This window comes from Streptomyces sp. NPDC008313 (genome assembly GCF_042956125.1).
Taxonomy (GTDB): Bacteria; Actinomycetota; Actinomycetes; order Streptomycetales; family Streptomycetaceae; genus Streptomyces.
Window position 1 is genome coordinate 15,307 of sequence record NZ_JBIBFR010000034.1, and the last position, 13,407, is coordinate 28,713.

At 71.1% G+C, this 13,407-nt stretch carries 11 protein-coding genes and 1 tRNA gene; 5 read left to right on the forward strand and 7 right to left on the reverse strand.

The window, feature by feature from the left end:
- Positions 1-344: 344 nt before the first annotated feature.
- The 5 genes from ACFY93_RS31930 (at position 345) to ACFY93_RS31950 (ending at position 4,387) form a co-directional block, all read left to right on the forward strand.
- On the forward strand, positions 345-1,394 hold the full coding sequence (locus ACFY93_RS31930) for an ATP-binding cassette domain-containing protein (RefSeq protein WP_391365431.1): 1,050 nt from the start codon (positions 345-347) through the stop codon (positions 1,392-1,394).
- Positions 1,384-2,307 (forward strand): ABC transporter permease subunit, encoded by a 924-nt coding sequence (locus ACFY93_RS31935; RefSeq protein WP_391365397.1) that lies wholly within the window; start codon positions 1,384-1,386, stop codon positions 2,305-2,307. Before ACFY93_RS31930 ends, ACFY93_RS31935 begins: the two co-directional genes overlap by 11 nt.
- Complete coding sequence (locus ACFY93_RS31940; protein WP_391365398.1) at positions 2,304-3,215, forward strand: ATP-binding cassette domain-containing protein; 912 nt, start codon at positions 2,304-2,306, stop codon at positions 3,213-3,215. The genes ACFY93_RS31935 and ACFY93_RS31940 overlap by 4 nt, the downstream gene beginning before the upstream one ends.
- An 11-nt stretch (positions 3,216-3,226) precedes the next feature.
- Entirely contained in the window at positions 3,227-3,946 is a 720-nt protein-coding gene (locus tag ACFY93_RS31945) for an ABC transporter permease subunit (protein ID WP_391365399.1), read from the forward strand.
- A gap of 356 nt (positions 3,947-4,302) precedes the next feature.
- Positions 4,303-4,387: transfer RNA gene (locus ACFY93_RS31950), tRNA-Ser, on the forward strand.
- Between the two features lie 264 nt (positions 4,388-4,651).
- Here ACFY93_RS31950 and ACFY93_RS31955 read toward each other — a convergent pair.
- The 7 genes from ACFY93_RS31955 to ACFY93_RS31985 all read right to left on the reverse strand — a co-directional run bounded on the left by ACFY93_RS31955 (position 4,652) and on the right by ACFY93_RS31985 (position 13,305).
- Positions 4,652-5,506 carry an HAD-IIB family hydrolase gene (locus ACFY93_RS31955; RefSeq protein WP_391365432.1) on the reverse strand — a complete coding sequence of 285 codons (855 nt, stop codon included), beginning with the start codon at positions 5,504-5,506 and terminating at the stop codon, positions 4,652-4,654.
- 53 nt (positions 5,507-5,559) lie between these two features.
- Positions 5,560-6,837 (reverse strand): serine--tRNA ligase, encoded by a 1,278-nt coding sequence (serS, locus tag ACFY93_RS31960; RefSeq protein WP_391365400.1) that lies wholly within the window; start codon positions 6,835-6,837, stop codon positions 5,560-5,562.
- Positions 6,838-7,595: 758 nt separating this feature from the next.
- Positions 7,596-8,528: a prephenate dehydratase gene (gene pheA / locus ACFY93_RS31965; RefSeq protein ID WP_391365402.1), complete on the reverse strand. Its 933-nt coding sequence runs from the start codon at positions 8,526-8,528 to the stop codon at positions 7,596-7,598.
- A gap of 197 nt (positions 8,529-8,725) precedes the next feature.
- Positions 8,726-10,012, reverse strand: a complete 1,287-nt coding sequence (gene efeB / locus ACFY93_RS31970; protein WP_391365403.1) for an iron uptake transporter deferrochelatase/peroxidase subunit — start codon at positions 10,010-10,012, stop codon at positions 8,726-8,728.
- Positions 10,013-10,020: 8 nt separating this feature from the next.
- The gene (locus ACFY93_RS31975; protein WP_391365404.1) at positions 10,021-12,081 is read right to left on the reverse strand and encodes a copper resistance protein CopC; all 2,061 of its coding nucleotides are present in this window, start codon (positions 12,079-12,081) and stop codon (positions 10,021-10,023) included.
- 13 nt (positions 12,082-12,094) lie between these two features.
- Positions 12,095-12,604: a copper chaperone PCu(A)C gene (locus tag ACFY93_RS31980; RefSeq protein ID WP_391365405.1), complete on the reverse strand. Its 510-nt coding sequence runs from the start codon at positions 12,602-12,604 to the stop codon at positions 12,095-12,097.
- A gap of 47 nt (positions 12,605-12,651) precedes the next feature.
- Positions 12,652-13,305 (reverse strand): SCO family protein, encoded by a 654-nt coding sequence (locus ACFY93_RS31985; RefSeq protein ID WP_391365406.1) that lies wholly within the window; start codon positions 13,303-13,305, stop codon positions 12,652-12,654.
- Positions 13,306-13,407: the final 102 nt, after the last annotated feature.

Sequence of the window (13,407 nt, forward strand, 5' to 3'; positions counted from 1 at the left end):
GCTCCCCTTCCTCGGTCCGGCGCCGTGGAGGCGGGCGAGCAGGTCGTGCCACCGTCCGTGCACCTCCGTCGCCGTACGTGCCCGTAACGTGACACCGACGAATGTGACAATGACCGGCGGCCACGTCAAGAGGTGGGCGCGGGACCTGTGGACGGCGCGGCCGTTGTGGACAACGCGCCCCTCGGACGACCGCCCGACGCGCCCCGCGAACCCCCGTCCGACGCCTGCCGGGCGCCTGCCCGGCATCCGTCACAGCCCGGGTTCGGCGCGGAGGACGTTCGATTCTCAGGGGACCCCCTACGGGCCCGTACGACTGGAGTCTGACGCGGATACGGCTCCCTGGTCTGACGACCGCTGTGGCGCGCGCCACTACCGTCGAGGACGTGACTGTGATCGCGACCGAAAGCCTGAGCAAGCGGTTCCCCCGGGTGACCGCTCTTGACCGGCTCTCCGTGGACGTCGGGCCCGGTGTGACCGGACTCGTCGGAGCCAACGGGGCCGGCAAGTCCACCCTGATCAAGATCCTTCTGGGTCTGTCCCCCGCCACCGAGGGCCGGGCACGCGTGCTCGGCCTCGACGTGGCCACCGAGGGCGGTGCCATCCGCGAGCGGGTCGGCTACATGCCCGAGCACGACTGCCTGCCGCCCGACGTCTCGGCCACCGAGTTCGTCGTCCACATGGCACGGATGTCCGGGCTGCCGCCGGCCGCCGCGCGCGAGCGCACCGCGGACACCCTGCGCCACGTAGGTCTGTACGAGGAGCGCTACCGCCCCATCGGCGGCTACTCGACCGGCATGAAGCAGCGGGTGAAACTGGCGCAGGCACTTGTCCACGACCCCGAGCTGGTCTTCCTCGACGAGCCGACCAACGGGCTCGACCCGGTCGGACGCGACGAGATGCTCGGCCTGATCCGCCGCGTGCACACGGACTTCGGCATCTCGGTCCTGGTCACCTCCCATCTCCTCGGCGAGCTGGAGCGCACCTGCGACCACGTCGTCGTGGTCGACGGCGGCAAGCTGCTGCGGTCCAGCTCCACCACGGACTTCACCCAGAGCACGACGACCCTCGCCATCGAGGTCACCGACACCGACGAACACCCCGACGGCACGCGGGCCGTGCGTGAAGCGCTGCACGCGCGCGGGGTGGAGACCCACGAGGGCAGCGAACTGCCCGGCGCCGGGCACGTCCTGCTGCTGACCGCGGAGGGCGACCGGACGTACGACCTCGTCCGCGACGTCGTCGCCGACCTCGGCATCGGCCTGGTCCGCATGGAGCAGCGCAGGCACCACATCGCGGAGGTGTTCCGCGACGAGCCCGAGGAGTTCCCCGCCGGCCGGCCCCAGGCCGACCAGTCCCCCCAGGAGCGGAAGGAGGCCGTCGGCCATGGCGGTTGAGCAACCCCCGGCGCAGGTCCAGGAGCCGACCCGGGCCGGCGAGCAGACCCGGATCCACAACATCGGCTACCGCAACTACGACGGCCCCCGGCTGGGCCGCGCGTACGCCCGCCGCTCGCTGTACTCGCAGTCCCTGCGCGGCGCCTACGGACTCGGCCGCTCGGTCAAGTCCAAGGTGCTGCCGATGCTGCTGTTCGTGGTGATGTGCGTGCCCGCCGCGATCATGGTGGCCGTCGCGGTGGCCACCAAGGCGAACGCCCTGCCGCTCGACTACACGCGCTACGCCGTGGTCATGCAGGCCGTCATCGGTCTCTACGTGGCCTCCCAGGCACCGCAGTCCGTCTCCCGCGACCTGCGCTTCAAGACCGTACCGCTGTACTTCTCGCGCCCCGTCGAGACCGGTGACTACGTACGCGCCAAGTACGCGGCCCTCGCCTCGGCCATGTTCGTCCTGACCGCCGCACCACTCGTCGTGCTCTACGTGGGCGCGCTGCTCGCCAAGCTCGACTTCTCCGACCAGACGAAGGGGTTCGCCCAAGGGCTGGTCTCCGTGGCACTGCTCTCCCTGCTCTTCGCGGGCATCGGCCTGGTCATCTCGGCGGTCACCCCGCGCCGCGGCTTCGGCATCGCCGCCGTCATCGCCGTGATGACCATCTCGTACGGGGCCGTGTCCACGGTCCAGGCCATCGCCGAGACCCAGTCCGGCACCGACGCCATCCCGTGGCTCGGCCTCTTCTCACCGATCACGCTCATCGACGGCGTGCAGACCGCCTTCCTCGGCGCGAGTTCCTCCTTCCCCGGCGGGGAGGGGCCCACCTCGGCGCAGGGCGTCGTCTACCTCGTCGTCGTCCTGGGTCTCATCGCGGGCTGCTACGGCCTCCTGATGCGCCGCTACCGAAAGGCCGGACTGTGACCACGCTGAACATCGACCACGTCTCGCGCTGGTTCGGCAACGTGGTGGCCGTCAACGACATCACGATGACCGTGGGCCCCGGCGTCACCGGACTGCTCGGCCCGAACGGCGCCGGGAAGTCCACCCTCATCAACATGATGGGCGGCTTCCTGTCCCCCTCCACCGGCTCCGTCACCCTCGACGGGCAGCAGGTCTGGCGCAACGAACAGATCTACCGGCACATCGGCATCGTGCCGGAGCGGGAGGCGATGTACGACTTCCTCACGGGCCGCGAGTTCGTCGTCGCCAACGCCGAGCTGCACGGCCTCGGCAAGAAGGCCGCACAGAAGGCCCTCGCCACGGTCGAGATGGAATACGCGCAGGACCGCAAGATCTCCACGTACTCCAAGGGCATGCGCCAGCGCGTCAAGATGGCGTCCGCGCTCGTCCACGACCCGTCCCTGCTGCTCCTCGACGAGCCCTTCAACGGGATGGACCCGCGCCAGCGCATGCAGCTCATGGACCTGCTGCGCCGCATGGGCGCCGAGGGCCGGACGGTGCTGTTCTCGTCCCACATCCTCGAAGAGGTCGAGCAGCTCGCCGCGCACATCGAGGTGATCGTCGCCGGACGGCACGCCGCGAGCGGTGACTTCCGGCGCATCCGCCGGCTGATGACCGACCGTCCGCACCGCTATCTCGTGCGCTCCAGCGACGACCGCGTCCTCGCGGCCGCCCTGATCGCCGACCCGTCGACGTCCGGGATCGAGGTGGATCTCGCGGAGGGCGCGCTGCGCGTCCAGGCGGTCGACTTCGGCCGCTTCACGGCCCTGCTGCCGCGGGTCGCGCGCGAGCACGGCGTCCGCCTGTTCACGGTCTCGCCGTCCGACGAGTCCCTCGAGTCCGTCTTCTCGTATCTCGTCGCGGCGTAGGAGGCCACAAGATGTACGACCCCACAGTCGCCCGGCTCACCTACCGGGGCCTGCTCGGCCGCCGCCGGGCCCTCATCCTCGGCGCACTTCCCGTCCTGCTGGTCGTGATCTCGGTGGTGGTCCGCGCCCTGACCGGCGCCGACGACCAGGTCGCCGCCGACGTCCTCGGCGGTTTCGCCCTCGCCACGATGGTCCCGATCATCGGCGTCATCGCGGGGACCGGCGCGATCGGCCCCGAGATCGACGACGGCTCGGTGGTGTACCTGCTCGCCAAGCCGCTGAAGCGGCCGACGATCATCTTCACCAAGCTGATCGTCGCGGTCGCCGTCACCATGGTCTTCTCGGCCGTGCCGACGTTCGTCGCCGGGCTGATCCTCAACGGCAACGGCCAGCAGATCGCCGTGGCGTACACGGTGGCCGCGCTGGTCGCCTCGATCGCGTACGCCGCGCTCTTCCTGCTGCTGGGGACGATCACCCGGCACGCCGTCGTCTTCGGTCTGGTCTACGCCCTGGTCTGGGAGGCGCTCTTCGGATCGCTGGTGGCGGGTGCGCGCACGCTCAGCGTCCAGCAGTGGTCGCTCGCGGTGGCCCACAAGGTCACCGGCGGGGACCTCGTCACCTCCGACGTGGGGCTGACGACCGCGGTGATCCTTCTGGTGGCCGTGACGGCGGGGGCGACCTGGTACGCCGGACAGAAGCTGCGCACGCTGACGCTGGCCGGCGAGGAGTGAGCCGGGGCTCCACGCGCGCGTGCCATCCGTCGCCGTGCACGCGCGCGTGGAGCTCCCTTTCCTTGTCCTCGCCGCAAGGGGCGGTGGTTCCGTCAAGGCCACGCGCGCACCGGCAAATAATCGGTGGCGTCGAAGCCGGCGCCCCGGCACAGTGGTCCTGTCCCCGCCGCCGTCCGGCGTCGGCGCCACCGACTGGGAGAGGAGCACGACGATGCCCGTCAGGAGCAGTACGTCGAGCTCCCAGCAGGGCAGCCCGCGGCGGACTCCGGAGTAGTTACCCCTCCGTGGAGTCCGCCCCTACGGGGAGCTGCCCGGGGCGGCCGCTTCGAGCGCGCTTCTGCGCGGGCCGCCCACCCGGAGGATTGGCCGAGTGGTAAGGCACCGGCTTGCTAAGCCGTGGTCGGGGTCGCCCCCGCGCGCGTTCGACCCGCGCATCCTCCGCGAGACGCTGTCGCTGTGACGCGACGGTGGTAAACCCTGCCGCGTGCCGCGTGCCGCGTGCCGCGTGCCGCGTGCCGCGTGCCGCGTGCCGCGTGCCGCGTGCCGCGTGCCGCGTGCCGCGTGCCGCGTGCCGCGTGCGTCGCCGCGTCGCCTCATACGCGCTGCGGACCGGTCCGCCTCGGTTCGCCTCGGTTCGCCTCGGTCCGGGCCGGGGCGGTGGGGAGTGCCTGGTGCGTTCGGTGTGGGTGTGGTCTGTGATCCGGCTCAGGTTGAGGAGCGGGTCAGCAGGCGTTCGAGGACCACGGCGATCCCGTCGTCGTCGTGGGAGGTGGTCACCTCGTCGGCGACGGCCTTGAGTTCGTCGTGGGCGTTGTCCATCGCCACCCCGTGCGCGGCCCAGGCGAACATCGGGACGTCGTTCGGCATGTCTCCGAAGGCGATGGTGTCCGCGGCCCTGAAACCGAGGCGACGCGCCGCCAGCGAGAGCCCCGTCGCCTTGGACAGGCCGAGGGGAAGGAGTTCGACGATGCCCGCGCCGGCCATCGTGACTCCCACCAGGCCGCCCGCGACCTGCGCGGCCACCCCGGCGAGCTCGTCGTCGGAGAGCGTCGGGTGCTGGACGTACACCTTGTTCAGCGGAGCCGACCAGAGGTCGGCCGCGTCGGTGATCGGCAGGACCGGAAGCGGTCCCTCGTGTACGCGGTAACCGGGGCCGACCAGCACCTCGCCGTCCAGTCCGTCACGGCTCGCGGCGAGCAGCAGCGGGCCGACCTCCGCCTCGATCTTGGCGAGGGCCAGACCGGCCAGCTGCCGGTCCAGGGTCACCGAGGTGAGCAGCCTCCGCTCCCCCGCGTGGTACACCTGCGCGCCCTGGCCGCACACCGCGAGTCCCTCGTAGCCGAGGTCGTCGAGGACGTGCCGGGTCCACGGGACCGCGCGGCCGGTGACGACGATGTGCGCCGCGCCTGCGGCGGTCACGGCGGCGAGGGCCGCGCGCGTGCGCTCCGAGACGGTGTCGTCGGAGCGCAGCAGGGTCCCGTCGAGGTCGGTCGCGACGAGCTTGTACGGGAAGGCTCCCGCGCCCGGCCCCGGGTCGGGGGCCGGGGCAGGCTTGGGCACGAAGGACGAGACGCGGGTGGCGGCAGGACCGTCGGCCCCGGGAGCGGAGCCGCTCACTTGGCCACCGGCTCCAGGGTCTCCCGGCCGCCCAGGTAGGGGCGCAGCACCTTCGGTACCCTCACGGAGCCGTCGGGCAGCTGGTGGTTCTCCAGGATCGCGACGATCGTGCGCGGCACGGCGCACAGTGTGCCGTTCAGCGTCGCGAGGGGCTGGACCTTCTTGCCGTCGCGCATACGGACGGACAGGCGCCGGGCCTGGAAGCTGTCGCAGTTCGAGGCGGAGGTCAGCTCGCGGTACTTGCCCTGGGTCGGGATCCACGCCTCGCAGTCGAACTTGCGCGAGGCCGAGGCGCCCAGGTCACCCGTCGCCACGTCGATCACCTGGAAGGGGAGTTCGAGGCCGGTCAGCCACTGCTTCTCCCACTCCAGGAGCCGCTTGTGCTCGTTCTCCGCGTCCTCGGGGGCGACGTACGAGAACATCTCGACCTTGTCGAACTGGTGCACACGGAAGATGCCGCGGGTGTCCTTGCCGTACGTCCCCGCCTCACGCCGGAAGCACGGCGAGAATCCCGCGTACCGCAGCGGCAGCTTGTCGGCGTCGACGATCTCGTCCATGTGGTACGCCGCGAGCGGGACTTCGGAGGTGCCGACCAGGTAGTAGTCGTCCTTCTCCAGGTGGTACACGTTCTCCGCGGCCTGGCCGAGGAAGCCCGTGCCCTCCATGGCGCGCGGGCGCACCAGTGCCGGGGTCAGCATCGGGACGAAGCCGGCCTCGGTGGCCTGTGCGATCGCGGCGTTGACGAGGGCGAGCTCCAGGAGGGCGCCGACACCCGTCAGGTAGTAGAAGCGCGAGCCGGACACCTTGGCGCCGCGCTCCATGTCGATCGCGCCGAGGCCCTCGCCGATCTCCAGGTGGTCCTTGGGCTCGAAACCCTCGGCGCCGAAGTCGCGGATGGTGCCGTGCGTCTCCAGGACGACGAAGTCCTCCTCGCCGCCCACGGGCACGTCGGGGTGGACCAGGTTGCCGAGACGGAGGACGAGGCGCTTGGTCTCCTCGTCGGCCTCGCTCTGCTCGGCGTCGGCGGCCTTGACGGCCGAGGCGAGCTCGCCGGCCTTCTTCAGCAGCTCGGCCTTCTCGTCGGGCGAGGCCTTGGGGATCAGCTTGCCGAGCGCCTTCTGCTCGGAACGGAGCTCGTCGAAGCGGACGCCGGACGCCCTGCGCCGCTCGTCGGCGGAGAGGAGGGAGTCGACGAGCGCGACGTCCTCTCCACGGGCGCGCTGCGAAGCGCGCACACGGTCGGGGTCCTCACGGAGCAGGCGAAGGTCAATCACCCCTCAAGGCTACCGGTGCCCGCTCGGCGCCAACGACTCGATATTCGCTCCGCCGCGTCTGTCACGTTTTGGAGGCGTCGCCACGTGGAGGAGTTGCCGTGCCGTGTCCCTGATCGCCGACGGCCGGCCGGGGCGTCGGCGATGATCCATTCCGGGCCCGCGTCGCCGGCCGTCAATAAAACGGGCGGTACTCCCTGAATCGGGGCAGATGGCCGAGGGGTGGTTGACTGGAGTCCCTTGCGGAATGGGGGACTTGGAGGCCGGGTTGTCCACAGGCGCGGGGGCTCCAGGGGGTTATCCACAGGCTGTGTGGAAGATCTGTGGACTTCGGAAGTGATCATTCCGAAAGCCGCATGGCGGACGAAGAATTCCCGGGACCAAACCCGCTTTACCCCCACTTTCGAGTGGAAATGGTTCGCCCCAAAGGATTCATCAGGGGAAAAGGGTGGACGAGGCCCGACGTGCGTGTCTGTGGATGGCGATGGGGGCTACAGGCCGATATGTCGATGATGCGGAGGTTCGTTGTCGACTTGTCCCCAGGTCGAGAACCGGCCCTGTGGATAACTATGTGGACAGCGCACGCACCCGCGAGTCACCTGGGCGGGAGCCCAGTAGACCCGCCGCGGAAGGCCCTGCGAGGAGTCCCAGCAGCCCTGGAGCCGCCCGCCCTGGAACCGGCCGTCCTTGAGCCGCCCGCCCTGGAGCCGGCCGTCCTTGAGCTGCCCGCCCTGGGACTGGCAGTCCCGGAACCGGCCGTCCTAGAAGCGCCCGTCCTGGCAGCGCGCCAGCCAGTCCGCCGCCGCGATGAACTCACTGTCGGACGTCCCCGCCCGCGGCGCGCACACGTCATGGGGGTCGACCTCCGCCCTCGGGTACGACCCGAGGAAGCGGACCTCGGGGCAGATCCGCTTGAGCCCCGTCAGCGCCTCGCCCACCCGGCGGTCCGAGATGTGCCCTTCGGCGTCAATGGCGAAGCAGTAGTTGCCGATGCCCTGACCGGTCGGCCGGGACTGCAGCAGCATCAGGTTGACCCCGCGCACCGCGAACTCCTGGAGGAGTTCGAGCAGGGCACCCGGGTGGTCGTCGCGCTGCCAGATGACCACGGACGTCTTGTCCGCGCCGGTGGGAGCGGCGGGCCGGGCCGGGCGGCCCACGAGGACGAAGCGCGTCTGGGCGTTCTCCGCGTCGTGGATCTCCGTCTCGAGGGGGACCAGCCCGTACCGGGCGGCGGCGAACTCACCGGCGAAGGCGGCGTCGTAACGGCCCTCCTGGACGAGGCGCGCACCATCCGCGTTCGAGGCGGCCGACTCCCAGATCACGTCCGGCAGGTTCGCCCGCATCCAGTTGCGCACCTGCGGCTGGGCGGCCGGGTGCGCGGTGACGGTCTTGATGTCCGACAGCTTCGTACCGGGCCTGGCCAGCAGTGCGAAGGTGATCGACAGCAGCACCTCGCGGTAGATCATCAGCGGCTCACCCGCGACGAGTTCGTCGAGGGTCGTCGTGATGCCGCCCTCGACGGAGTTCTCGATGGGCACGAAGGCGGCCTCGGCCTCGCCGTTGCGGACGGCGTCGAGCGCGGCGGGCACCGACACCATCGGGACGAGCTCCCGGGTGGCGGTCTCCGGAAGCGTGCGCAGAGCGACTTCGGTGAAGGTGCCTTCGGGACCGAGATACGCGTAGCTGGCTGGCATGACCTCACCCTAATGGGCCCGGTGCGCCCCGGCTCGCGCCTGTGGGGACCGCGTCGCGGAGCGGCTCGCGGAGCTCGGCCCCCGCATGAGCCGCCCGCCCGGGACCGGCGCCGCGAACTCCACGGACCGGTCCCAGCCGCCGGCGCCGGTGCGCACCGACGCCGGCGCCCGTGAGGCACCCGGTGCTCCGGCGGACCTCATCCCTCCAGCAGCCGCTGTCCCACGTACTCGCCCTCGGCCGCCCCGCCGGGCACCGCGAAGAGGCCGCTCGACTCGTGCCGGATGAAGGCCGACAGGGCGTCGCCGCGATCGAGCTTGCGCTGCACGGTGACGAAGCCGCGCAGCGGGTCGGCCTGCCAGCAGATGAAGAGCAGCCCGGCGTCGGGGACCCCGTCGGCGTCGAATCCGTCGTGGAAGGAGAACGGGCGGCGCAGCATCGCGGCCCCGCCGTTCTGGTCGGGACGGGTGATCCGGGCGTGTGCGTCGACCGGGACGACCGGCTTGCCGTCGGCCCCGGTCTTCTCCAGATCCATCGCGCTGGTCTCGGTGCCCCCCGACAGCGGTGCGCCGTCGGACTTCCGCCGCCCGATGACGTTCTCCTGGGCCTTGACCGACAGCTTCTCCCAGTCGTCGAGGAGCATCCGGATGCGCCGTACGACGGCGTAGGAGCCGCCCGCCATCCACGCCGCGTCTCCCCCCTCCGGTACGAAGATCCGCATGTCGAAGTCGGACTCGGACGGCTTCGGGTTACGCGTCCCGTCGATCTGGCCCATCAAGTTGCGCGTGGTCCTGACCTGCGAGGTCGCTCCGGGGGAGCGGTTGAAGCCGTTCATCTGCCAGCGCACCCGGGCGGCCGATCCCGCGTCCTTCTGGAGGGCGCGCAGGGCGTGGAAGGCGACCAGGGCGTCGTTCGCCCCGATCTGCACCCAGAGGTCGCCGTTGCTGCGCGCCTTGTCGAGATGGTCGGAGGAGAAGTCGGGGAGCGGGTCGAGCGCGACCGGGCGCTGCTTCTCCAGGCCCGTCCGGGCGAAGAAGCTGTGCCCGAAGCCGAAGGTCACCGTGAGGGACGACGGCCCGGCATCGCGCGCCACGTCCGTGTCGCCGTGCGCGGTCTCCTCGCCGGCCATCAGCCGCCCGGCGGTCGCCGACCAGCGGCGCAGCAGCGCGGCCGCCTCCTTGCGTCCCGCTCCGGCGGCGAGGTCGAAGGCGACGAGGTGGCCGCGTGCCTGGAGCGGGGTGGTGATGCCGGGCTGATGTTTCCCGTGAAACATCACCTCGGTCGAGCCGAGCGAGGTCAGCGGCGCCGCCCCGTCCGTGCTGTCCCCGGACGGAGCGGCGGCGTAACCGGCAGCCCCGCCCGCGACACCGAGGGCGAGCCCTGTGGCGCCGGCGGTACCGAGAAGGCGCCGTCGTGAGAAAGCGCCGTTCCTGGTGGTCGATGCGGACTCCTCGGCGGGGGCCTGCGGAGTGGACTGGTCAGCCATGGTGCGGTTCAGCCGATCTGCGCGTTCTTGTTCACGGTCACCTGGTCGATGTCGGAGGTCCGCACGGTGACGGCGACTTTCCAGCTGCCCGCCATGGGAATCTGCACCCCGCTCGCCGTCCAGTGTCCGGTGGCGATGTGGTCGGGGGTCACGGGCAGCGGTCCGATCTTCTTCTCCTCCAGCGTGAAGGCGAGCTTCACCTCGGGGATGTCGAAGGCCTTGCCGTTGGGCCGTTCCACGTAGATGTGCATGTCGTTGCCGCCGACGCGGGCCGGGTTCAGTTCGACCCGTACGACGCCCTTGCCGTCCGGACCGCCGGTGTCGAAGGGGATCTGCAGCGACAGCGCCCCCGATTCCTCGGACGACTGCGACGACTGCGACGCCGACCGGGCCGAGGAGGCGGCCGCCTTGGCCTCCTCCTCCGTGCGCCCGGGTTCGGTGGACGTCAGGATCGTGGTGACGGCGAGCAGGACGACCGCGACACCCGCTTCCGCGAGGACGGAGCGGCGCAGGCCCGAGCGGGCCGGGTCGGCGTCGCGCAGGCGCTTCTCGCGTGCGGCGTCGACGGCCTCGCGCTGGCGGGCCAGCTGGGCGGCCCGCCGGGAGTCGCCGCCGGCGCCGCCGGGCACGGTGGCCCGCTTCTTCCCGGCCGTCCGCTGCCTCACCACCGTCGTGGTGTCCGTCCCGGCCGCGGCGTCGCTGTGCGCGGCGGGTGTCCCGGCGAGCTGCGAGGTCCAGCGCCGGGAGATGTAGGCGATGCCGACGAGGACGGCCACCAGCGCGACCTTGGCGAGCAGCAGCCGGCCGTACGTGGTGCCGGTGAGCGCCGACCAGGAGCCGACCTGCCGCCACGACTGGTAGAGCCCGGTCGCGGCCAGGGTGGTGACGCTCGCGAAGGCGACGCGTGAGAAACGCCGTACGGCCGCGGTGTCGACCGGGGTGTCGGCCGGCGCCCGGAAGAGGGCGACGAGCAGGGTGGAGAGGCCGCCCAGCCAGGCCGCGACGGCCAGCAGGTGCAGGATGTCGACGGGCATGGCGATGGCGGGCTGGATGCCGGTCGAGGCGTGTTCGGCCATGGCCCAGCTCGCGGCCAGTCCGGCCGCCACGACGGCGCCGCCGATCGCGAGACCGAAGGTGAGGTCCCTCTTCTCCTCGGCGGCGCGGGTGCTCCGGCCGGTGTCCTCGTCCTCGCCCCCGTCCTCGTCCGCCTCGTCGTCCCGCTTCCCGCTGCGACCGGGCTCGGCGGCGACCGACGCGGCCTCCCGCTCGGCCCGTTCCGCCTCGTCGCGCTTGGCGTAGGCCCCGAAGAGCACGGCGATGAAGAGGGCGCCCGCGGCGAGCAGCAGCAGCCGGGACACCAGCGCGGCGCCCGTCTTGGTCTCCAGCACGTCCGAGAGCAGCGTCAGGTCGAAGATGTCGCCGACCTTGCCGGTGCTCACATACGAGCCGCGCAGCAGCAGCAGCGCGAGGGTCGCGGCGGTCAGCGCGAGCCAGCCGGACACCACGAGCCGCTGCACCGGTCGCACCCCGGCGCCCCGCTGCCAGCAGGCGAGGACGAAGGCCGCGCCGCCCACCATGAGCGCGAAGCCCGCGTACGAGACGTAGCGCCCGAAGCCGTAGAGCACGCCGACGACTCCGCCGCCCACCGTCGGGTCGGAGACGCTGACGGAGGTCTGGGAGGGCGCGCCGACGGAGAAGGTGAACGCGCCCGAGACGGGGTGGCTGTCCGCCGACACGACCTGGTAGGTGACGGTGTACGTGCCGTCGGGCAGTCCCGTGCGGAGGGGGACTCCGTACGTGGTGCCGCCGAGTTCGGACGTCTTGCCCGCGTCGACGCGCTTGCCCTCGGGATCGAGTACGCGGACCGAGTCGTCGGACATCGCGACCTTCTCGGAGAAGGTGAGCGAGACCTGAGTGGGTGCCTTGTCGACCACCACTCCCTGCTGGGGGTCACTGCCGGTCAGCGCGGCGTGCGCGGAGACCGGCACCGCGCCGGCCAGGAGCGCGCCGGTGACGGCGAGGAACAGCAGCAGCAGTGTCCGTACGCGGGGAGCGATGGTCTGCCTCAAGGTGATCCCTCCCTCAGTTCCCGCTCATGTGCATGTGCGTGTCCATGTGCATGTGCGTGTCCGTGCCGGTGTTCGTGTCCGTCGGTATGTACGTGGCGGACTTGACCGGCATCTCGACCGTGATCGGCGCGGCCTTCGTGAAGTGCAGTTCCACGGACACCTTCTCGCCCTGCTTCGGCTTGCGCTTCAGCTTCTCGAACATCAGATGGTTGCCGCCGCTCTTGAACACGAGCCGGCCGTGGGCGGGGACCTCGAGGCGATCGGCCTCCTTCATCGTCTGCCCGACGGTCTCGTGGACGGTGACCTCACCGGCGATGTCGCTGGTGACGCCGGTCAGTTCGTCGGCGGTCCCGCTCTCGTTGACGACGACCAGGTAACCGGCCGCCATGGAGCCGGAGACCGGCTGCGGCATGTAGGCCGAGCCGACCGACAGACCGGGCGACCCCGAGTCCGCGTCGTCGTGCGAGTCGCCGCAGCCCGCGAGGGTCAGCGCGGCCACCAGAGCGAGGGCACCGGCGGACACGGCCCGCCGTGGTGCGGGCACCCGTGCGCCACGGCGTTCACCACGGCTCACGGCTTCTCGCCCTTGACGATCCTGGGCAGGTCCTTGGTGTAGTCGTCGACGGTGGCGTCCTCCCCGTAGAGCACGTAACCCGCGTCGGTCTTCGGCGAGAACGCGATGACCTGGGTGCCGTGCGTGGAGACGACCTTGCCGTCCTTGTCCTTCGTCGGTGCCTCGATGGAGATGCCGAGGCTCCGGGCAGCGGCCTGGATCGTGGAGAAGTCGCCGGACAGACCGATGACGTCCGGGTCGATCCCCTTGAGCCACTTGCCGAGCGCGGCCGGGGTGTCCCGCTCGGGGTCGGTCGTGACGAACACGACGCGCAGCTTGTCCTGCTCCGCCCGCGGCAGCTGCTTCTTGGCGACCGCGATGTTGTTCATCGTCAGGGGGCAGACGTCGGGGCAGTTGGTGTAACCGAAGTAGATCAGCGTCGGCCGGCCCCTGGTCTCGGCGCGGAGGTCGTACTCCTTGCCGTGGGTGTCCTTGAGGACGAGGTCCGGCTTCTCGAACGGCTTGTCGAGGACCGTCGCGGCCCGGTCCGTGCCCGACTCGACGGAAACCTCGGCGACGGGCTTGCCGCCGCCGTCGTCGCTGCCGCAGGCGGTGAGGGTCAGAGCGGCGGCCGCGAGCAGCGCGGCCGCGCCATACATCTTCTTGCGCATAGAGAAATGTCCCAGATGTGAGAGATCCGGTGTGGGCCGGGAACGTACGCCGCCGCCTGGATGGGCGACGGCGTACGCCCCCTGAGCACACCTCGGAGGTGC

Bases quoted from the DNA above. Each gene is read 5' to 3' on its own strand.
- efeB (WP_391365403.1), bottom strand. From the start codon at position 10,012: ATGGCTGACCAGTCCACTCCGCAGGCCCCCGCCGAGGAGTCCGCATCG.
- pheA (WP_391365402.1), bottom strand. From the start codon at position 8,528: ATGCCAGCCAGCTACGCGTATCTCGGTCCCGAAGGCACCTTCACCGAA.
- ACFY93_RS31945 (WP_391365399.1), top strand. From the start codon at position 3,227: ATGTACGACCCCACAGTCGCCCGGCTCACCTACCGGGGCCTGCTCGGC.
- ACFY93_RS31935 (WP_391365397.1), top strand. From the start codon at position 1,384: ATGGCGGTTGAGCAACCCCCGGCGCAGGTCCAGGAGCCGACCCGGGCC.
- ACFY93_RS31985 (WP_391365406.1), bottom strand. From the start codon at position 13,305: ATGCGCAAGAAGATGTATGGCGCGGCCGCGCTGCTCGCGGCCGCCGCT.